The following is a 20,390-nucleotide window of genomic DNA, read 5'->3' as shown; positions in this document are numbered from 1 at the left end:
GGCGCGTGGGTGTCGCGGGATCAGACTAGCGCGTCACTTGTCGCCCGTGCGCTGGCCCAGGGTGACTTGGGTCGTGTGCTCCTTGCCGCCGCGCTTGTAGGTGAGGGTGACCTCGTCGCCGGGCTTGTGCTGCCAGATCTCGCTGATGAGGGTGGGGCCGCTGTCGATCACCGTGTCGTCGAGCTTGGTGATGGTGTCGCCGGGCCGGAGGCCGGCCTTGTCGGCGGGGCCGTTCGGGGTAACGGCTTCGGAGCCGTTGTTGCCCGTCTTGGCGATGGTCGCGCCGTCGCCGGTGTCCCGCATGCCGACCTGGACGCCGATCTGGGGATAGACCGGCTTGCCGGTCCTGATCAGGTCCTGGGCGACCCGCTTGGCCTGGTCGATGGGGATCGCGAAGCCCAGGCCGATGCTGCCGGACTGCTGGGACTCGCCGCCCAGACCGCCGCCGTTGCCGGCCGACTGGATCGCGGAGTTGATCCCGATGACATTGCCGGCGGCGTCCATCAGCGGGCCGCCGGAGTTACCGGGGTTTATCGAAGCGTCGGTCTGCAGGGCGCTCATGTACGAGGCGCTGGTGCCGCCGCCGTCGCTGGAGGCCACCGGGCGGTCCTTGGCGCTGATGATGCCGGTGGTGACCGTGCCGGACAGGCCGAAGGGGGCGCCGATGGCGATCGTGGCGTCGCCGACCTGCACACTGCCGGACTTGCCGAGCGGGAGCGGGTTGAGCGGGGCGCCGGAGGCGTTCTTCAGCTTGATCACGGCGACGTCGTAGCCCTGGGCGTTGCCGACGACCTCGGCGTCGTACTTCTTGCCGTTGGAGAACGTCGCGGTGAGCTTGCCGCCGCCGGCCGCGCTGGCGACGACGTGGTTGTTGGTGAGGATGTGGCCCTGCTTGTCGTAGATGAAGCCGGTGCCCGTGCCGCCCTCACCGGTGGCACCCTGCGCCTCGATCGTCACGACGCTCGGCAGCGCCTTCTGCGCTATCCCGGAGACGGAGGTGGGCTTGCGGTTCAGCGCGCCGGGGTCGCCGGGCGCGGAGACCGTCGTCGAGGCGCTGTCGTTCTGGCCCGCGGCCCAGAAGCCGATGCCGCCGCCGACACCGCCGGCCACCAGCGCCGCCACCAGGACGGCCGCGATCAGGCCGCCGTTACGCCGCTTGGGCGCCGGGCTGCCGGTCACACCCCAGGGGTCGCCGCCGTACGGAGGCTGCTGGCCCCAGCCGCCGCCCGCGCCGGGGGCGCCATGGCCGGCGCCCGGGTACGGCGGGATCTGGGCGGTCTGCTCGGTGGCCGGGTCGTCGCCGGGGTATCCGAAGCCGGGCTGCGGAGGGTGTCCGGCGCCCGGGGCCGAGCCGACGGTCGGGGCGAAGCCCGGCGGGGGCGGCGTGTGCGGGGCGTCGGGAGCCTGGGCGCCGGAGGCGGACGCGGGGGCGCTGTCCGGCTGCGGCCCGGTCGGCGGCTTGGCCTCCGACGGGACGGCGACTCCCTCGTTCTCGGTGCTCACAGGTCTCTCCTCAGCTTCATGACTGTCGGCGCCCACGGCCTCGGCAGGCTGCTTCCCTGCTGCCTCGGATCTCATCCATGCCCGAGATCCGGGGCGGCCGTTTCTTCCGGGGCTTGCAGTTCGGCCGGACCCTGGAGGTGCGTCCGGGTGGTGCGGTTCTTCTGTGGGCCGGCGGGCCTCGCGGTCCGCCGGGTGGTGCGGTTCTTCCGGTCCGGCGGGCCTGGGGCCCTCCGGGTCGTACGGCTCCTCGTGCCGGTGGACGGGGAGCCCCAGTACTCCAGGATTAAGGATCCCGGCGATACGGGCGAGTCCCGGTCCGCCGGTCCGGGGGCCGCCGGCCGTGATCCGCAGGTCCCGTCCCGCACGCCCCGGCCGTGCGCGAGCCCCGTCCGCAGGTCCGGTCCGGGGTCCGGGCCGGGCGATACGGGCGAGTCTCCCTACCACCCTTTCCCACCGCGCGTCAGAGCACCGTAAGCCGAGGCTGTGACTGTCCCCTCATCCTTTATGCCGGACAAAACCGGCGCATCCCCTGTTCCGCGCCCCGGGTATGCGCCCGGCGCCCCCTCAGCGGTGGATGGCACGATAACGCGGTGACCTATGCACGCCCTGCCCAGGACGCCCGTCCGGGCCGTCCCGCCATTTCCGTCATCGCCCATCGCGGTGCCTCCGAGGACGCCCCGGAACACACCCTCGCGGCCTACCGCAAGGCGATCGAGGACGGGGCGGACGCCCTGGAGTGCGATGTCCGGCTGACCGCGGACGGGCATCTGGTGTGCGTGCACGACCGCCGGGTGAACCGCACGTCCAACGGGCGCGGTTCGGTTTCCGCCCTGGAGCTCGCCGATCTCGCCATGCTCGACTTCGGCTCCTGGAAGGGCGACGGGTTCGCGAACGAGGCACCGGACCGGCAGCACGAGGACCCCGAGCGGACCTCCGTACTGACGCTGGAGCGGCTGCTGGAGCTGGTCGCCGACGCGGACCGCCGGGTCGAGCTGGCCATCGAGACCAAACACCCGACGCGCTGGGCCGGACAGGTGGAGGAGCGGCTGGTCGAGCTGCTGGCCCGATTCGGGCACACGAATCCGGCCATGCGCACGGACTGGACCCCTTCGGTACGGGTCATGAGCTTCTCGGCGCGCTCCCTGCACCGCGTACGGGCCGCGGCACCCGAGGTCCCCGGCGTCTACCTGATGCAATTCCTCACCCCGCGGCACCGTGACGGCCGGCTCCCGCCCGGTGTCGGCATCGCGGGCCCCGGGATACGCATCCTCCGCTCGCACCCCGACTACGTCGCCAAGGCGCATCGCGCGGGCCACCGCGTCCACGTATGGACCGTCAATGACACCGCCGATGTCGAGCTCTGTCAGGAATTGGGCGTGGACGCGGTGATTACGAACCGCCCCAAGCAGGTACGAATCCAACTCGGCCTTGGCTAAAGCTCATCACAGGGTGTGCACCGGCGCATTCGACCCGTATTCGATTGTGTCCAATGCGTCACCATGTGCCGCTTGGCCGGTTTCCGGTCCAGTCCATTGGGGCATTCATCCCGTGGCGTGGGGCAAAGGAGGTCTCGGGGGTGGCGTTGGTGGTGGCACAAGAGGTGCCGACGTCGTCGATCATGGCCGTACCCCATGGTCCCGTGGGTGTGGGCATGGCCAGGCGGCGCATGCGTGAAGAGCTGTTGGCAAGTGGAGTTCAGGACACAGTCGTCGATGACGCGGTCCTCATTCTTTCGGAGCTGCTGAGCAATTCGTGTCGCCATGCGCGTCCGATATACGAAAACGGATCACCGGGCTCCGCAACGGCCGAGGCAACGGACGCCCCGTCGGCATCCATCCGGGCGTCCTGGCGTATCGACTCACAGGGCAGACTGACCGTCGCGGTCACGGACGGCGGCGGCCCGACCCGGCCCCTTCCGGCCACACCGTCGGTCACGGCACGCGGCGGCCGCGGGCTGGCCATCATCCGCTCGCTCGCCAAGGACTGGGGCGTACACGACTCCGTCGTCGGCGAAGTCACGGTCTGGGCGGCCCTCTCGCTCCAGGGCGCTTTCGCTACGCGCGTGGATCTGACACCCGATCTGCCGCCCTCGCTCGCCAGGGGCGCAGGGGTGAGCACGGTGCGGCCGCTGACCCCGGGCTTCCCGGAATTCGACGATCTGACGTAGCGGCACGGCGGGACACGGCCGGGCGCGCGGCCGAGCGCGACGCCGTACGCAATCCTCTAGGCTCGCGCCGAAACGCGTCCGTACGCCCAGGATCGACCAGGAGACACCGTCGCCATGGCCAAGAAGCGCCGTCCCCAGCCCCAGGCCGCAGCATCACAGATCAAGGGCGGCGAGGTGCCGGTCGTCGGTGCCCGTGAACCCTGCCCGTGCGGCTCGGGCCGCCGGTACAAGGCCTGTCACGGGCGACAGGCGGCGCATGCCGCCACCGAGCTGGTGCAGCGCCCCTTCGAGGGCCTGCCCGGTGAGTGCGACTGGGTGGCGCTGCGCGAGCTGGTGCCCGCCGCCACCGCCGAGTTGACGCTGAAGGGCGGGCTGCCCGAGGGCGTCCCGTCCGTGACGCTGGCGACCGTGCTGCCGATGGCCTGGCCCGCACTGCGCCGCGACAACGGCGCGGTGATGCTCGGCCTGCAGAACGACACCGCCTCCGGCGACCTCAGCCGCGACCTCGCCGACACCCTGCAGCGCGCGCTGGCCGCCGAGCCCGGCACCCCGGTCGCCGCCGCGCGCCCGGCCCCCGACGGTCCGCGGCTGCAGGATCTGCTCGACCCGGACGCGGCTTTTGAGCCGTCCGTCCACACCGGCTTCGAGTTCTGGGTGGAGAACGCCGAGAACGCCACCGGCGAGGTCGCCGCCTCTCTGGAGCGGGCCAACGCGGCGGCCATTCCCACCTCCCGGATTCCCGGGCTGGAGGGCGCGTACTGGTGCGAGGCCCCGGAGAAGAACCATCTGCGCTGGGTCACCGGGCACCCCGAGGAGCAGCTGCTGGACGCACTCGCCCGGCTGCACGCCGCGGGCGACTCCTCGCTCGGTGAGGGCACCCGTCTGGTGGGCTCGTTCCGCGCTCACGGTCTGGTCGTTCCGGTCTGGGACCTGCCCTCGTCGATGAGCGCCGAGGACGTCGCCAAGCCGGCCGCGGCGTTCGCCGAGCGGCTGGCCGAGGCGCTCGCGACGGACGCCCCGCTGACCCCCGAGGAGCGCCGGGCGCGCGGCGGGCTCACCAACCGCCAGGTGACCCTGAGCTGACCGGAACGCCCTCGACCGTGCGGAATGGATGCCTCCGGGGACCTCAGGCGTGACACCTGTCACAACTCCCCGTACCTGCCGGTAAATAGGCGTCCGGAATTCCACGATCGAATTTGCGAACTGCCGATCTCTTGTTACGGTTCTAGAAGCCCGGTCGCTGGTGCATCCCCCGTCGCCAGCGACCGGGCGCTTCCATGCCCGGAGCCGGGTGCGCCGCTCGGCCGGCCCCGGCCACCGGTGACTCCGTGCGTCAGTGGTCCGAACCACTGCCTCCCGCAGGCGAGTTGCTGCCGGAGCGCAGCAGCAGCCGCTCCCCCGCCACGTCGGAGAACTCCGCCACCGCGCCGTACGGCCCACCCCCGCGCACGGTCGCCCCGGTCGGCGTCTCGCACATGCCCGGCACACCGGCCGCCGCCACCTCGCAGTGCACCTGGACGGTCGTACCGTCCGGTCGCAGCAGCGTCAGTGCGGCGCGCAGCGGGGCGCCGGTGAGATTGCGGTAGTAGGTCCGCCCCCAGGTCAGACCGTTCTCGGCGAGCACGCAGGTCTGGGCCTCGATCCGCCCGGGAGCGGCGAGTTGGGGGCCGCAGCGGGAGGTACGGCCGGAGGGAGGCGGCAGGCCGGGGCCGGTAGGGGAGCCGGTGGAGGTCCGGGCGCCGACAGTGACGGGACTCTTGCCCGACTTGGCACCACTATTGGACTTGATGCCCCTTTTGGCCGCAGAGCTGTTTTCGGACGTGGCGGCCGTCCCGGAAGCCGTGAGGTCGGCCGGACCGGCCATTGCGGCGCCCAGCGGCACGACGCCGGCGAGCACCGCCACGCCGGCGAGCCCGGTCATGCGGATTTTCTGCGCACGCTGCATGGGCCCCCACCTGGATCGAGATGCCGCTGACGACGGCTTGACGGTGGGCCGAACCTATCGGGCGGCGAGGGTGCGCCCAGGCACCCGGACGCGGGTTTCCCGTAGTTGTCCGGGCCGGTCACACCCGAACGGGTGATCCGCCCGCGCGTCGTTTCTGACCGCCCGCCGAGCAGACGGGGCAGGCGCCCGCGCGGACGTCAGTACGCGAGCCGGCTGCCGCCGTCGGGAGTGCTGGTGCTCGCCGTGACCAGGGCGTCCACGATCGTGCCCACCTTCGGCAGCCAGGGCGCGGCCGAGGGTGGGGGTCCCCCCTGCTCGAACGAAGTGGAGCGCTTGGGGGGAGCCGGCGGCCGCTCCCAGCGGACCCTGCCCGCGCCGATCTGGGAGGGCGGGAGCACCAGATAGCCGCCCTCGCCGTGGAACCGCAGCGAGCTGGGCACCCAGTCCTGGGAGTGCAGCAGCTCGCCCAACTCCGCGAGGTCGTACGGCGATACGAGCAGCGACCAGCGGGTGGGCGTGGCCACCACGGGGCCGAGGCGCACCCCGAAGTGGTCCAGGGCCGCCAGGGCGCGGGCGCCGGCGACGGCGGGCAGGCTCACCGCGCAGGGCGCGCGGCCGCCGGTGGCCAGCACGATCGGGGCATCGGGGCGGTTCGCCCACCACCAACGCACCATCCGGGCGTCGGTCGTGGCCGCCATCAGGCCGGGGTCGAAGGGGTGCGCGCCGGGCACCACACAGTCGGGGTCGGGGCAGCTGCACCGGCGGCCGGTCCGCTCGCCGAGGCCGAGCCGGGCGCCGCCCGGCTGGCGGCCGGCGGGCCTGATCCCCACACCGGGAAGTACGGGCCACTGCCACTCGGTGGCGCAGTGGAGCGCCGCACCGAGCAGCGCCGACCTTCCGCCGCGCCGGAACAGGAGCTTGCGTCGCCTTCCGAGGATCTCGCGCATGAGCGCTCGTTCCTTTCCGTAAACGCCGAGGGCTTGGTCCATCGCACTACATGGCACTTCTTGCCGGTTCGCCGTCGTTCGTGCCGTGCCGCTTCATGCCGTGGTGTGGCGTTTCCTGCGGCCCGGCCGGGCTTCCCGGGGTCGATCGCATCTCGATCACGCCACGTGGATCACTGGTCACCGCGTGTACAAGGCAGCGCATCACGCCGTACGCCGAGCGTGGAACATGGCGGGGGGTGGCGCGCGCCTGGCGATTGCGCCTCCGTGGTGCAGTCCCCGCCTCTTGGGAGTGCGTCGCGGTCGTCGCCGTATTAGACGCCGGTGTCCGCCGGAGAGTTCCGGTGCGGCCCCAACTGACCCCGCACCTTTCCGAGTACGTACCCGCCACTGTGGTGATGACGCGCTGTTGATCGCCGTCAGTCGACCTCAAATTGACGCTCGGGGGGCTTTTTTCAGGCCAATCTACAGACCTCGCTGACACCACAAACCCCATGGGGAGAGTGCTGGACATCACATCGCTGGTGCGTGTACATCTGGAGGCATTGATAGCGGAGCAGCATGACATGGGGGTTTGCGATGCTATTGAGGAAATTGAGCGGCCAACCGTACCGCGCAACATCACTCAACAAAATGCCGCACTCCCTACCAAAAAGCGGCCTGACCTGGGTCATTACCCGGCGCAACGAGAGTCGCCGGCCATGACCGCCCCTCACGTACCGAAAGTGGCTGGAATCGAACCAGCTCTTCCCGCCCCCACTCACACTGTCGACCCGCGCCTGGGGAAAACCCCCGCGGATCCCCCCTCCGACACCCCGTCCGGCACTCCTCCGGACGCCCCTCGGGACACCGCGCCCGACGCCGCGTCAGACACCGCCCCCGGCGCCGCCCCCGACTTCTCCGTCGTCGACCAACTCGCCGCCGTCCAGGACCGGCTGGCCGGCTGGATCTCCGACCTCAGCACCCTGCACGACCTGACCGAACAGCTCGCGCGCACCCGCACGCTGGAGGACGCCCTCCACGAGCTGCTGCGCGCCGGCGCCTCCCTGGTCGGCGCGCGGCGCGGTCTGGTCGTCCTCGCCCCGGCCGACGGCTTCGGCCCGGAGACCACCGTCGGGCTCGGTCTCGGCCACGCCGAGATCGGCACCATCGAGACCATCCCGCGCCGCGCCCTGTCGTACGCGCGGATACTGGACGGCCTCCCGGAGCCGGGCGCCACCGGCGACGGCCCCCGGACCGGACCGCTCCACGACCCCCGGCACGAGGCGCGTGACACGGGCCGTCCCCCCGGCCCGCGCGGCGCGCCCGCGGCCGGACCGTGCACCGAGATCTCCGAACCCGACATCCCCGGCGAGAAGGACCTCGACCCGCGCCTGCGCGAGGTCGCGGCCCGGCTCGGGTACGCCGCCAGCTACGCGGTCCCGCTCGCCGCCGACCCCATCGGCCGGACCGGCGCCGCGGTCTGGCTCTACGACGAACCGGCCGAGCCCACCGAACGGCAGCGCCATCTCATCGGCCTCTACCGGGCGCACGCCGCCGAGCACCTCGCCCGGCTCCTCGAACTCCACCGCAGCCGGCAGGCCGTCCGGACCCTCCGCGAGGAGCTGCTGCCGCACCGGCTGCCGCGGATCCCCGGCGTCCGCCTCGCGGTGCGGCACCACAGCGGACCGCGCGGGGGCGGCGACTGGTACGACGCGCTGCCGCTGCCCGACGGCGCACTGGGTCTGGCCATCGGTTCGGTGACCGGCTCCGGGCCGAGCGCGGTGGCGGCCATGGGGCGGCTGCGGGCGTCCCTGCGCGCCTACGCCGTCATGGAGGGCGAGGATCCGGTCGCGGTCCTCTCCGACCTCGAACTGCTGCTGCGGCTGACCGAGCCGGCCCGCAGCGCCACCGCGCTGTTCGCCTTCACCGAGCCGCCGCCCGGCTCGCCGGGCGGGCCGCCCGCACCCCCGATGCCGGGCGGTATCACCGACCCCTTCGCCCGCAAGATCGTCCTGGCCGGGGCCGGCCACTGCCCGCCGCTGATCCTCGGCGATCTGCGGACCGAGTACGTGGAGACCTCGCTGTCCGCGCCGCTGGGCATGCTGGCCTGCTGGGAGGCGCCGAGCGTGGAGATCGAACCGGCCGGCGGCGAGACCCTGCTGCTCTACAGCGACGGGCTGCTGCACCGCACCGGCGAGCCCATGGACCGCGCCTTCGCCCGGCTGCACGCGGCCGCCGCGGGCGTTCCCCAGGCCGCCCGCCATGATCCGGAGGCGGTCGTCGACCACATCGTGCGCACGATGCTGCCGCAGGGCCTGGACGATCCGGCGTCGGAGGAGGACGTCGTGCTGCTCGCGGCGTACTTCGAGGAGTAGCCCCCCGGTCCGGCGGCTCAGGGCCGGTCCGGCGGCCCCCGGCCCTGGTCGCGGGGCCGGCCCTGAGCACGCCCCATACGGCGGCGGGCCTGGCGCACCGCGCTCCCGCCCCGTACGGCGGAGGACCTGCCGTCCCGCGCTCCCGCCCGCGCCACCCGCCCGGACCCGCCGGGCGCCATGCCTCCTATGGCCGGTCTGCCGGAGAGGTCACACCTTCCGGGCCCTGGACCGCTTTCGATCCGCACATACGATGGAATGCGGTTCAGTCTTTAAAGGAGGCATTGTGACCGACGAGCTCACGCCGGAGACCCCGGACGAGGACGAGCAGCCGATCAAGCAGCGCAAGAACGGCCTTTACCCGGGCGTCTCGGACGAGCTCGCGGAGAACATGAAGAGCGGCTGGGCCGACACCGAGCTGCGCGATCTGAAGCCGGTCGAGCAGGCCCCGAATGCCGCCCGGCGCCGGGCCGCGCTGTCCGCGCGCTTCCCCGGCGAGCGCCTGGTGATCCCGGCGGGCAATCTGAAGACCCGCTCCAACGACACCGAGTACCAGTTCCGCGCCTCGACGGAGTACGTCTACCTCACCGGCGACCAGACCGACGACAGCGTCCTGGTCCTGGAGCCGAAGGGCGACTCGCACGAGGCGACGATCCACCGGCTGCCCCGCTCCAACCGTGAGAACGGCGAGTTCTGGCTCAACGGCATGGGCGAGCTGTGGGTCGGCCGGCGCCACAGCCTCAGCGAGTCCGAGGCGCTGCTCGGCGTCCCCTGCAAGGACGTCCGTGAGCTGGCCGACGCGCTCAAGGAGGCCACCGGCCCGGTCCGCGTGGTGCGTGGCCATGACGCCGGTATCGAGGCCGCGCTGACCGACAAGGTCACCGCCGAGCGCGATGAAGAGCTGCGGGTCTTCCTCTCCGAAGCACGCGCGGTCAAGGACGAGTTCGAGATCGGCGAGCTGCAGAAGGCCGTCGACTCGACGGTGCGCGGCTTCGAGGACGTCGTGAAGGTCCTGGACAAGGCCGAGGCGACCAGCGAGCGCTACATCGAGGGAACGTTCTTCCTGCGCGCCCGCGTCGAGGGCAACGACATCGGCTACGGCTCGATCTGCGCCGCCGGCCCGCACGCCACCACCCTGCACTGGGTCCGCAACAACGGCGAGGTCCGCTCCGGCGATCTGCTGCTGCTGGACGCCGGTGTGGAGACCCACACCCTCTACACCGCGGACATCACCCGCACCCTGCCGATCAACGGCCGCTACAGCGACCTCCAGCGCAAGATCTACGACGCGGTCTACGAGGCCCAGGAGGCGGGCATCGCGGCGGTCAAGCCGGGCGCGGCCTACCGCGACTTCCACGACGCGGCGCAGCGGGTGCTCGCCGAGAAGCTGGTCGAGTGGGGCCTGGTCGAGGGCCCGGTCGAGCGGGTGCTGGACCTGGGGCTGCAGCGCCGCTGGACCCTGCACGGCACCGGCCACATGCTCGGCCTGGACGTCCACGACTGCGCCGCGGCCCGCACCGAGCACTATGTCAACGGCACGCTGGAGCCCGGCATGGTGCTCACCGTCGAGCCCGGACTGTACTTCCAGGCGGACGATCTGACGGTGCCGGAGGAGTACCGGGGCATCGGGGTCCGCATCGAGGACGACATCCTCGTGACCGACGACGGCAACCGGAATCTGTCGGCCGGGCTGCCGCGCCGGTCGGACGAGGTCGAGGCCTGGATGGCCGGGCTGCTCGGCAAGTAGTACCGCAGGACATCGCGTACGGCTCCCGGTGGCGTCAACCGCCGCCGGGGGCCGTGTCGTTGGCGGGACGCTTCTTGTAGGCGCCCGCGCAGGCCGCCGCCCAGACGGCGGTGGCGGCGGACTCGGCGAGGTGCCGGTCCACGGGCCGGCGGGCGATCAGGATCCGGTAGTAGAAGGGCGCGCCGAGCGCCGACATCACATCCTCCGGGTCGGTGTCCGCGGGCAGTTCGCCGCGGTCGACCGCCCGCTGCACCATCCGGCCGGCCAGCGTCAGCCGTTCGCCGAAGAAGGACCGCAGCACCGCGGCCGCCTGCGGGTCACGCGCCGCGGCGGAGACCACCGCCTCGATCAGACAGCTCATCCGCGCCTCGGCGAAGAAGTCCGCTATCGAACGGGCCAGCTGGCGCAGATCCTCGGGCAGGGTGCCGGAGTCCGGCAGCGGCACATCGGAGCTCAGTTCGGTCAGCAGCTCGCACACCAGACCCTCGATGCAGCGCCAGCGGCGATAGAGCGTCGCGACGTGAATTCCGGAGCGCTGCGCGACCTTCTCCATGGTCAGCCCGGCGAAGCCGCCCTCGTCCAACTCCTCGAAGACAGCGGTCAGTACGGCCTGTCGGGTGCGGGCCGTACGCCCGCCGGGCCGGGTCTCGCCCGGGGCATGGTGCGCTGTCGTCACGACGGCTCCGTATTGCAGTGCGGGTTCACGCCAAGTATTGTCCGAGACAAGTTAACGCGAGCAACTTCGCGTTAATCCTGGTGCGCGCTGGTCTCGCAGGGACAGGGGACGCCGCGGGGGAGGTCCTCCCACCGCGAGACCGCGCGGCCCAGTCCTCCCGCCAGGCGGTTTCCGGCCAATTATCCCACTGCCGACGTTCGCCCGGTTTGACACCTCATCTCCCGGCGCCTCCCGGGCCGCCGCGACCGTCCGGCCGTCGCGGCTCCTGCTTGCTCATGACGCCATAGGAAGCGCCGCCCCCTCGCGCCACTTGAGGATCTTGTCGAAGCTGACCACTGCGCCGGGGCGGCCGGTGCGGTTGCGGTAGCGGACGTGGTCGGTGAGGGCCTCGATCAGAAAGAGCCCCCGGCCGTCCTCGGCAAACTCGGGAGCCTGCGCGGGGGTGGGCACGGGGGCCGGCGGGAGGGCGCGGTCCGTGGCCGTATGGGGCGGGGCGGGGGGTGCGGGGCAGTGGTGGAAGCCGGGGCCCGAGTCGGTGACTTCGATGCGGCAGGTGTCGCCGTCGATGAAGGCGGTGACGCGGTAGTCCTCGGTGGCGTCGCCCCCGTGCTCGACGGCGTTCGCGCAGGCTTCGGAGAGGGCCACCGACAGGTCGTAACAGATGTCCGGGTCCACGCCCGCTGTCTCCATCGTGCCCAGCAGCAGGCGACGGGCGAGCGGCACGCTCGCAGCCTCGCGCCGCAAATGGAGTGACCACCAGATGCTCATCGCTCCAGCCTCCTGGCCGCGGCTCGACATATCGATACCTATTGCCGCGCCGCAAGGTCCGTAAGCATGTCCGGGACGTGATACCGCTCATTCGGCGGATGCGAAGAGTGAGCGCATCGGTGTAGGTGCCGCGCTGCCCATGCGCCGTCGCGCGCCCGTCTGCGTCCTCGGACGCCCCGCTGGGCGCCCCTTGACACCGACCTGCCGTCGGGGGTCCTTGAGCCCAGTGGGATGATGGCGCGGCCATGACTCCACCGCCCGCCTCCACAGCGCGCGCAGCCGCCGATCTCCGGCTGTTGAGGGCCGCGGTTTTCACCGCGGCCTGCATCGCGCTGTCCGCGGCCGGGCACATCCTCGCCTCGTGCGCCACCGTCCCGCTGTGGACGCTGGGCGTCGCCGCCGCCGCGGTGTTCGCGGTCGCGGCGCCGCTGGCCGGGCGGGAGCGCTCACTGCCGGGCATCGCCGTCGGGCTCGCCGTGGGACAGCTCGTGCTGCATGCGGTGTTCACCTGGGGGCAGCAGCCGGTGCCCGCCGCACCGCGGGGTGGGTCCGGCGCCGGCGGGCTCTCGGACCAGGCCGCGATCAGCATGGCCCGGCATCTGATGTGCGGGCTCGGCAGCGGCCGGATGGACGGGGCGCAGGCGCGCCGGGTGCTCGGCTCGGGTGGCTTCGACGCGGCCTCCGCCGCCGGGGTGGCCGCACCGGCGGCGCACGGTACGGCCGGTGGCACGGCCGCCGCCGACACCGTGACGGCGCACACTCTGCTGCCGTCGCTCCCCATGTTTCTGGGGCATCTGCTGGCGGCGCTCGCCGTCGGCTGGCTCCTGCGGCGGGGCGAGATCGCGCTGTGGCGGCTGGTCCGGCTGTCGGCTCCGGCGGTACAGACGCTGGTCGGTGCGGTGCGCGGGGCGCTCGTGCTGATCCGGGCCCTGCTCATGGGCCTCGGCGTGGCGCATGACGAGCCGCGGCGCGCCCCGGTTTCGTACGGGGATGACAAACCCGGCCCGAAGGACGCCGCACTCCACCACAGTGTCGTCAGGCGAGGGCCACCCACCCTGGCCCTCGCGGCCTGACATCGCGCGAAGCACGCTCCCACAGGACGGGTACGGGCTCGCGCGCCGTCGTCGCACGCGCGCCACCTACACCGTCACCAGCACCTTTCTCCTTCCTGTGGAGTGTTTTTCCGATGTCGAAGATCTCGAAGATGACGCAGATGCCGCAGCAGCAGCCGGACCTCTCGCGGACGCGGCGGCTCGCGCGACGGCTGCCGCTCGTGGGCGCCGCCGCGGTCGGCAGTGTGGTGCTGCTCGCCGCCCCGGCCTTTGCGCACGTCAGCGTGCAGCCGGCGGGCGCCGCCCCGAAGGGCGGCTATGCGACGGTCAACTTCAAGGTGCCCAATGAGCGGGACGACGCGTCGACGGTGAAGCTGGAGGTCACGCTGCCGACCGACCAGCCGCTGGCGTCCGTCATGCCGCAGCCGGTGCCCGGCTGGAAGGTGGACGTCAAGAAGTCCAAGCTGGCCAAGCCGATCGAGATGCACGGCGAGAAGATCAACGAGGCTCCCTCGAAGATCACCTGGACCGCGGAGGACAAGGGCGTCGAGCCCGGCCAGTTCCAGCAGTTCCCGGTCTCCGTCGGGATGCTGCCCGAGGACGCCGACCAGGTCGTCTTCAAGGCTCTCCAGACGTACGACGACAAGGAGGTCGTGCGCTGGATCGAGCCGACGAAGGACGGCGGCCCGGAGCCGGAGAACCCGGCGCCGGTCCTCAAGCTCACCGCGCCCGAGGAGGACGGCCACGGCGCCACCGCCGCGGGTGACAAGAGCGACGGCAAGGACCACCTCAAGAACGCCGCGGCCGCCGAGGACGCCTCCACCAGCGACAACACGGCACGCGTCCTGGGCGCCATCGGCATCGTCGTCGGCATCATCGGAGTCGGCTTCGGTGTCTTCGCCGGCCGGCGCCGCAGCGCCTGATCACGGACGGGCCGGCGCCCCCCCCGCGCCGGCCCGACGCCCCTTCCCGGACACACGGGATCCAACTCACGGGATTTATCTGCAATGCGTAGAACGACCCTGCTCGCGTCCGCCCTCACGGCGGCCGCGGCCCTCAGCCTGACCGCCTGCGGCGGGGACGACAGCAAGCCCGCCGCCGTGGTGTCCGGCGGTACCTCCGCCAAGTCGATCATCACGCTCGACAGCCCGATGGCGAAGCCGGACCTGGTACTGACCGACACCCACGGCGCCAAGTACGACCTGCTGGAGAAGACCAAGGGCCATCCGACCCTGATCTACTTCGGCTACACCAACTGCCCGGACGTCTGCCCGCTGACGATGGCCAACATCGCGGTCGCGGTGAAGCAGCTGCCCAAGGCCGAGCAGAAGGATCTGCGGGTCGTCTTCGTCACCTCCGACCCGGAGCGCGACACCTCCGCCGCCCTCAAGAAGTGGCTCGGCGGCATCAACAAGGACTTCACCGGCCTGACCGGCAAGTTCGACACCATCCAGGCCGGTGCGCGCAGCGTGAACATCGGCATCGAGAAGCCGGTCAAGAAGAAGAACGGCGATGTCGTCTCCACCCATGGCGCGCAGGTGCTGCTGACCTCCCCCAAGGACGACAAGGTCCACTGGATGGCCATGCAGAAGGCGACCTCCGACGACTACACCAAGGCACTTCCGAAGATCCTCAAGGGGCAGAACCCGTGAACCGCCGCACCTCCCTCGCCGCCGCACTCACCCTCACGGCCGGTCTCACACTGGCGGGCTGCGGTGGGGACAGCGCCCCGAAGATCGAGGTCACCGGCGCGTACATGCCGCAGCCGGTCACCGACCAGATGGCCGGCGCGTACTTCACCGTCAAGAACAACGGCGACTCCGCCGACAAGCTCACCTCGGTCACCACCAACCTGGCCAAGGACATCTCGCTCCACAAAACGGTGGGCAGCAAGATGGAGCGGGTCAAGTCCCTGACCGTCCCGGCCAACGGCACGCTCCGGCTCAGCCACGGCGGCAACCACCTGATGTTCATGGGGCTGAAGAGCAAGCCGACCAAGGACGACGTCGTCACCGTCACGCTGCACTTCGCCACCGCCGACCCGGTCAGGGTGGCGGTCCCGGTCAAGGCCGCTGACTACCAGCCGAAGCACTAGCGGAGAGCCGAGAAGCACCAGAGGTCCGAAGAAAGCCAGCAGCGGCCGGGAGCACCGCACAGGCCGGTACACACATCGGGAGTAAGGGGAGCGATCACTATGGTCACCACCGGGCTTCGGCCGCGACGGTCCGCCGTGCTGCGCCTGCTGGTCGTCGCGCTCGCGCTGGCCGGGACGCTGATCGGCGCGCTCGGCGGTGCCGCACCGGCCTCGGCGCACGCCGCGCTGACCGGCAGCACCCCCGCGCAGGGTTCGGTGGTGGACCGCGCCCCCGAGCAGGTGACGCTCACCTTCTCCGAGGGCGTCGCGATGGGCGACGACTCGATCCGGGTGCTGGATCCGCAGGGCAAGCGGGTGGACGACAAGAAGCTGCGCAATCTGAGCAGCGACCATGTCGTCAAATACGGCGCGGGACTGCCGCCGGGGCTCCGCGACGGTACCTACACCGTCGCCTGGCAGGCGGTCTCCGCCGACAGCCACCCCGTGGCCGGTGCCTTCACCTTCTCGGTCGGCGCACCCTCCAAGACCACCGCCCCGGTAGCCCAACAGGAAGCCGGCGGCGGACTGGTGGGCGCGCTCTACGGCATCGCCCGCTATCTCGCCTACGCCGGGTTCGTACTGCTGGTTGGCGGCGCCGCCTTCGTGGTGGCCTGCCGGCCCGCCGCGGCCCTCGTGAGGTCCGTGCAGCGGCTGGTCGTCTACGGCTGGGCGCTGCTGGCCGGCACCACCGTCGCGATGCTGCTGCTGCGCAGCCCCTACACCGGGTCCGGCAATCTCGCCGATGTCTTCGACCTCGGCGGCCTCCAGCAGGTCCTGATCACCAAGCCGGGCGCGGCCCTGATCTCCCGGCTGCTGCTGCTCGCCGCCGCGGCGCTGTTCGTGGCGGTGCTCTTCGGGGCGTATGCACGGGCGCACGAACCGGCGGGGGCGGATGCGGACTCCGAGGGGCAGGCCAGGCGGCGCAAGGACCTCACCTTCGGCCTCGGCTTCGGCGGGGTGATCGTCGCCACCGGGCTCGCCGCGACCTGGGCGATGGCCGAACACGCCTCGACCGGGCTGCAGCCCACCGTGGCGATGCCGGTCGACGTGCTGCATCTGCTGGCGGTCGCCGCCTGGCTCGGCGGGCTGGCGGCGCTGGTCGTGTCCCTGTACTGGGGCCCGCCCGTCGAGCGGACCGCCGTCCGCCGCTTCTCGCGGCTCGCGTTCGGCTCCGTAGTGGTGCTGGTGGCCACCGGCCTCTACCAGTCCTGGCGGCAGGTCGGCACCTGGCAGGCGCTGACCGACACCACATACGGGCGACTGCTGCTGGTGAAGGTGGCGCTGGTCGTGGTGCTCGTCGGGATCGCCTGGATGTCGCGCCAGTGGACCGGGCGGCTGGCCGAGGTACCGGCTGCGGAACTCCGGGCGCCGGAGGAAGCGGAGAAGGAGACGGAGCAGGGCGCGGAGCAGGAAGCCCGGAAGGAAGCCGGGAAGGAGGCCGGGAAGGAAGACCGGCAGGAAGCGGCGAAGGAGGCGGAGAAGGTGACCGTCGGTGCCTCGGCCGCCGCTGCCACGGCGGGCACGGCCTCGAGCCCCGCCCCGGAGAGCGGTCCCGCCTCGAAGACCGGCCCCGCCCCGGAGAGCGGCGCCTCGCCCGCTCCGGACGAAACCCCCGCCACCAACGGCACCACCCCCACCGCCGACGACGCCGCCTCCCCCGCCGACGGCACCCCCGCGCCCGACCCCGCCCGCGCCGCCCAACTCGCCCGGCAGCAGGCCGCGTTGCGTACCGCCCGGACCAAGCGGCGGCGTGACGCCGACCCGGAGCGGCTGGGGCTGCGCCGGTCCGTGCTGGCCGAGGCGTCGGTCGCGGTCGTCCTGCTCGTGGTGACCACGGCGCTGACCGCCACCGAGCCGGCCCGTACCGAAGCGGCGGTCAAGGCCACTTCGGGCGGGCAGTCCGCAGAGGCCGGCCGGCCGCAGGTGCTGACCATCCCGTTCGACACCGGCGGCCCGCGCGGCAAGGGCACCGCCCGCATCCGCCTCGCCCCCGGGCGCAGCGGCAGCGCCAACACACTGCAGCTGCGGATCTCCGACCCCGCGGGCAAGCCCATGGATGTCCCCGAGGCGAAGGTCTCCTTCACGGAGAAGGCCAAGAAGCTCGGGCCGCTGTCGGTCACCACCCGGCACACCGGCAAGGGTCAGTGGCAGGCGAGCGGGGTCCAGCTGCCGGTCCCCGGAAAGTGGCAGCTGTCGCTGGTCGTACGGACCTCCGACATCGACCAGGTGACCGAGATCAAGAACGTGAAGATCGGCTCATGAGCAAGCAGAACCCCCGTAAGCAGACCGCCGCGAAGCAAGCCACGGCGAAGCAGGCCACTGCGAAGCAGCCCACCGGTGGGAAGAACCCCGGCACGCGCCCCGGCACCGGGTCCGCCGGGGCGGGCGGCGGGCGCATACCCGCCCCGGCCGCCGCCCCGGCCGCCCCGGCCCCCGAAGCGGACGGGGCAGCCGCAAAGGAGTTCTCCCGCCGCCGGCTGCTCGGCACCGTCGGCGCGGCGGGCGCGGCGGGGCTGGTCGTCGGCGGGGCCGGTGGCGCCGCCGGGGTCTCGGCGACGCAGGACGACGCCCCCAAGGCCCTGAGCACCCTCGGCTCCACCAAGGTTCCGTTCCGGCCGGCGCGCGCCGGGCACCAGGCGGGGATCACCACCCCGTTGCAGGCCAAGGGCCATCTCGTCGCCTTCGACCTGGCACCGGGCAGCGACCGCAAGGCCGCGGCCGCGCTGCTGCGCCGCTGGTCGCGGACGGCCGAGGAGCTGATGGCCGGGCGGGCCCCGGACGCCGACACGGGGGTCGCCCTCGACGCGGGCCCGTCCTCTCTGACCGTCACCTTCGGCTTCGGCCACAGCTTCTTCGGCCGTACGGGCCTGACGAAGCGGCGCCCCCTGGAACTCGACCCGCTGCCCGACTTCTCCGCCGACGCCCTGGACCCCAAGAACAGCAACGGCGATCTGTGGATCCAGATCGGCGCCGATGACGCCCTGGTCGCCTTCCACGCGCTGCGCGCACTCCAGAAGGACGCGGCCGGCCGGGCCCGGCTGCGCTGGCAGATGAACGGCTTCAACCGCACCCCGGGCGCCACGGCACACCCGATGACCACCCGCAATCTGATGGGCCAGATCGACGGCACGAACAACCCCAAGCCGTCGGACCAGGACTTCGACGAGCGGATCTTCGTGGGGCGGGACGCCGACCAGGCGTGGATGCGCGGCGGCTCGTACGCCGTCGTGCGCCGGATCCGGATGCTGCTGGACGACTGGGAGAAGCGTTCCCGGCACGACCAGGAGCGGGTCATCGGGCGCCGCAAGGACAACGGGGCGCCGCTGACCGGCGGTTCCGAGGGCACTCCGATGCGGCTGGATGCGAACGGCCCGGACGGGATGCCGGTGATCCCGGCCAACGCGCACGCGCGGATCGCGGCTCCGGAGTCCAACCAGGGCGCGGCGATGCTGCGCCGGCCGTTCTCCTACCACGACGGGTTCCGGGAGGACGGTGCCCCGGACGCCGGGCTGCTCTTCATCTGCTGGCAGGCCGATCCGCTGCGCGCCTTCACCCAGGTGCAGCGGAAGCTGGACCGCGGCGACGCGCTGTCGCCGTTCCTGCGGCACGAGGCGAGCGGACTGTTCGCGGTGCCCCCGGCGGCGGAGCCGGGCGACTACGTGGGCCGGCCGCTGCTGGAGGGCTGAGGAGGCTCCATGTGGTCCGGGGGGCTGGGGTCTGGGGAGGCCGCGCGACCGGGGCGGCCCTAGGGAGGGGGCGAACGGATGCCGTAGGGGTGGGCAGCGCCCCCTCGGGGCCACAACGGGGTGGGGGGTGTCGGTATTCCCGTGGACCGGCCGGGCGCCGGAGCGGCTGGGTATCGTGGCAGGACAGGGAGAAGATCGGCGGGGTGCCCCCGCAGTTACGCGAGGGAGTCCTTATCCATGTCGGCCAGCCGCTATACCTATCTGGGCCCCGAGGGCACCTTCACGGAGGCCGCGCTGCGCACCCTGCCCGAGGCGGCGACCCGCGAGCTGACGCCGATGGTGTCGGTGCCCGCCGCCCTGGACGCGGTGCGTGCCGGTGAGGCCGCCGCGGCGCTGGTGCCGATCGAGAACTCCGTCGAGGGCGGCGTGACCACCACCCTCGACGAACTGGCCTCCGGCGAGCCGCTGATGATCTACCGCGAGGTGCTGCTGCCGATCGCCTTCGCGCTGCTCGTGCGCCCCGGTACGGCGCTCACCGACGTGAAGACGGTGACCGGACACCCGGTCGCCCAGCCGCAGGTGCGCAAGTGGCTGGCGGCGCAACTCCCGGAAGCCGTATGGGAGTCGGCGGCCTCGAACGCCGATGGCGCGCGGCTGGTGCAGGAGGGCCGCTACGACGGCGCGTTCGCGGGCGAGTTCGCGGCGGCGACGTACGGCCTCACACCGCTGGTCACCGACATCCATGACGCACAGAACGCGGCCACCCGCTTCGTGCTGGTGGGCCGCCCGGCCCGGCCCGCCGCGCCCACCGGCGCCGACAAGACCTCGGTCGTGCTGTGGCTGCGCGAGGACCACCCCGGTGCGCTGCTCGAACTGCTCCAGGAGTACGCGGTGCGCGGGGTGAGCATGATGCGCATCGAGTCCCGGCCGACCGGCGAGGGCATCGGCCGCTACTGCTTCTCCGTGGACTGCGAGGGGCACATCACCGACCGGCGGGTCAGCGAGGTGCTGATGGGCCTCAAGCGGGTCTGCCAGGAGGTGCGTTTCCTCGGCTCGTATCCGCGGGCGGACGAGGTGACGGCGAGCGTGCGGCCGGAGATGACCGACGTGGCGTTCACCGAGGCGTCGGACTGGCTGGCGCGCTGCATGGACGGGCGGGGCTGAGCGGGCGTCCGGTGCTTCACGGGCGGGCCGGCGGGCACCGTGGAACAGCACGACCTGCGGCTTTGGAAGGCCAGTGGGTTATCCACAAAGTTATCCACAGGGCCAGTTCTCGACCTGTGGGTAAGTCGACATGCGAGTCGGACACAGTCGACATATCGCCCTACTGACCACACACCCTTCCGCAGCACCCCACGTCGGGCACCGTCAGCACAATTCACGTGATCAATCCTTTAGGGCGAGGCAATCCCAC

Annotated in this window: 17 protein-coding genes; 12 read left to right on the top strand and 5 right to left on the bottom strand. The window is 72.1% G+C overall.

Annotated elements, in window-relative coordinates; translation table 11 throughout:
* Positions 1–33: 33 nt before the first annotated feature.
* A complete protein-coding gene (locus NUT86_RS21615) occupies positions 34–1,503 on the bottom strand; it encodes a S1C family serine protease (RefSeq protein ID WP_159487282.1) in 1,470 nt (489 codons plus the stop codon).
* Between the two features lie 590 nt (positions 1,504–2,093).
* Between NUT86_RS21615 and NUT86_RS21610 the strand changes: the two genes are divergently transcribed.
* The 3 genes from NUT86_RS21610 to NUT86_RS21600 all read left to right on the top strand — a co-directional run bounded on the left by NUT86_RS21610 (position 2,094) and on the right by NUT86_RS21600 (position 4,753).
* Positions 2,094–2,939, top strand: coding sequence for a glycerophosphodiester phosphodiesterase (locus NUT86_RS21610; protein ID WP_148588837.1), 846 nt, complete (start codon positions 2,094–2,096; stop codon positions 2,937–2,939).
* A 53-nt stretch (positions 2,940–2,992) separates the two neighbouring features.
* Positions 2,993–3,670: an ATP-binding protein gene (locus NUT86_RS21605; RefSeq protein WP_229838114.1), complete on the top strand. Its 678-nt coding sequence runs from the start codon at positions 2,993–2,995 to the stop codon at positions 3,668–3,670.
* Between the two features lie 114 nt (positions 3,671–3,784).
* Entirely contained in the window at positions 3,785–4,753 is a 969-nt protein-coding gene (locus tag NUT86_RS21600; protein ID WP_018093457.1) for a DUF5926 family protein, read from the top strand.
* 250 nt (positions 4,754–5,003) lie between these two features.
* Here NUT86_RS21600 and NUT86_RS21595 read toward each other — a convergent pair whose 3' ends face one another.
* Both NUT86_RS21595 and NUT86_RS21590 read right to left on the bottom strand, forming a co-directional pair.
* Positions 5,004–5,615 carry a hypothetical protein gene (locus NUT86_RS21595; protein ID WP_266438750.1) on the bottom strand — a complete coding sequence of 204 codons (612 nt, stop codon included), beginning with the start codon at positions 5,613–5,615 and terminating at the stop codon, positions 5,004–5,006.
* A gap of 197 nt (positions 5,616–5,812) precedes the next feature.
* Positions 5,813–6,562 (bottom strand): bifunctional DNA primase/polymerase, encoded by a 750-nt coding sequence (locus NUT86_RS21590; RefSeq protein WP_159487288.1) that lies wholly within the window; start codon positions 6,560–6,562, stop codon positions 5,813–5,815.
* A gap of 722 nt (positions 6,563–7,284) precedes the next feature.
* Between NUT86_RS21590 and NUT86_RS21585 the strand changes: the two genes are divergently transcribed.
* Together NUT86_RS21585 and NUT86_RS21580 are read left to right on the top strand one after the other, a co-directional pair.
* Positions 7,285–8,916 carry a PP2C family protein-serine/threonine phosphatase gene (locus NUT86_RS21585; RefSeq protein WP_274737144.1) on the top strand — a complete coding sequence of 544 codons (1,632 nt, stop codon included), beginning with the start codon at positions 7,285–7,287 and terminating at the stop codon, positions 8,914–8,916.
* A gap of 283 nt (positions 8,917–9,199) precedes the next feature.
* Entirely contained in the window at positions 9,200–10,660 is a 1,461-nt protein-coding gene (locus tag NUT86_RS21580) for an aminopeptidase P family protein (protein WP_274737142.1), read from the top strand.
* A 34-nt stretch (positions 10,661–10,694) separates the two neighbouring features.
* Here NUT86_RS21580 and NUT86_RS21575 read toward each other — a convergent pair whose 3' ends face one another.
* Positions 10,695–11,336 carry a TetR/AcrR family transcriptional regulator gene (locus tag NUT86_RS21575; RefSeq protein ID WP_159487294.1) on the bottom strand — a complete coding sequence of 214 codons (642 nt, stop codon included), beginning with the start codon at positions 11,334–11,336 and terminating at the stop codon, positions 10,695–10,697.
* A 273-nt stretch (positions 11,337–11,609) separates the two neighbouring features.
* Positions 11,610–12,104 (bottom strand): ATP-binding protein, encoded by a 495-nt coding sequence (locus NUT86_RS21570; RefSeq protein ID WP_018092200.1) that lies wholly within the window; start codon positions 12,102–12,104, stop codon positions 11,610–11,612.
* Between the two features lie 245 nt (positions 12,105–12,349).
* Between NUT86_RS21570 and NUT86_RS21565 the strand changes: the two genes are divergently transcribed.
* From NUT86_RS21565 to pheA, 7 genes are all read left to right on the top strand, one after another.
* Entirely contained in the window at positions 12,350–13,177 is an 828-nt protein-coding gene (locus NUT86_RS21565) for a hypothetical protein (protein ID WP_018092199.1), read from the top strand.
* Between the two features lie 131 nt (positions 13,178–13,308).
* Positions 13,309–14,079 (top strand): YcnI family copper-binding membrane protein, encoded by a 771-nt coding sequence (locus NUT86_RS21560; RefSeq protein WP_381279875.1) that lies wholly within the window; start codon positions 13,309–13,311, stop codon positions 14,077–14,079.
* A gap of 84 nt (positions 14,080–14,163) precedes the next feature.
* Positions 14,164–14,808 (top strand): SCO family protein, encoded by a 645-nt coding sequence (locus tag NUT86_RS21555; protein WP_093641539.1) that lies wholly within the window; start codon positions 14,164–14,166, stop codon positions 14,806–14,808.
* Positions 14,805–15,251, top strand: coding sequence for a copper chaperone PCu(A)C (locus tag NUT86_RS21550; RefSeq protein ID WP_018092196.1), 447 nt, complete (start codon positions 14,805–14,807; stop codon positions 15,249–15,251). Before NUT86_RS21555 ends, NUT86_RS21550 begins: the two co-directional genes overlap by 4 nt.
* A gap of 99 nt (positions 15,252–15,350) precedes the next feature.
* Positions 15,351–17,552: a copper resistance protein CopC gene (locus NUT86_RS21545; protein ID WP_274737136.1), complete on the top strand. Its 2,202-nt coding sequence runs from the start codon at positions 15,351–15,353 to the stop codon at positions 17,550–17,552.
* The gene (gene efeB, locus NUT86_RS21540; RefSeq protein ID WP_274737135.1) at positions 17,549–18,976 is read left to right on the top strand and encodes an iron uptake transporter deferrochelatase/peroxidase subunit; all 1,428 of its coding nucleotides are present in this window, start codon (positions 17,549–17,551) and stop codon (positions 18,974–18,976) included. Before NUT86_RS21545 ends, efeB begins: the two co-directional genes overlap by 4 nt.
* Positions 18,977–19,213: 237 nt before the next feature.
* Positions 19,214–20,140, top strand: coding sequence for a prephenate dehydratase (gene pheA, locus NUT86_RS21535; RefSeq protein ID WP_266438732.1), 927 nt, complete (start codon positions 19,214–19,216; stop codon positions 20,138–20,140).
* Positions 20,141–20,390 lie beyond the last annotated feature (250 nt).

Origin of the sequence: Streptomyces sp. G7(2002) (assembly GCF_028870195.1) — a bacterium.
GTDB lineage: Bacteria > Actinomycetota > Actinomycetes > Streptomycetales > Streptomycetaceae > Streptomyces > Streptomyces nigrescens.
The sequence above is the reverse complement of the archived record's forward strand: the minus strand, read 5'-3'. Positions and strand labels throughout refer to the sequence as shown.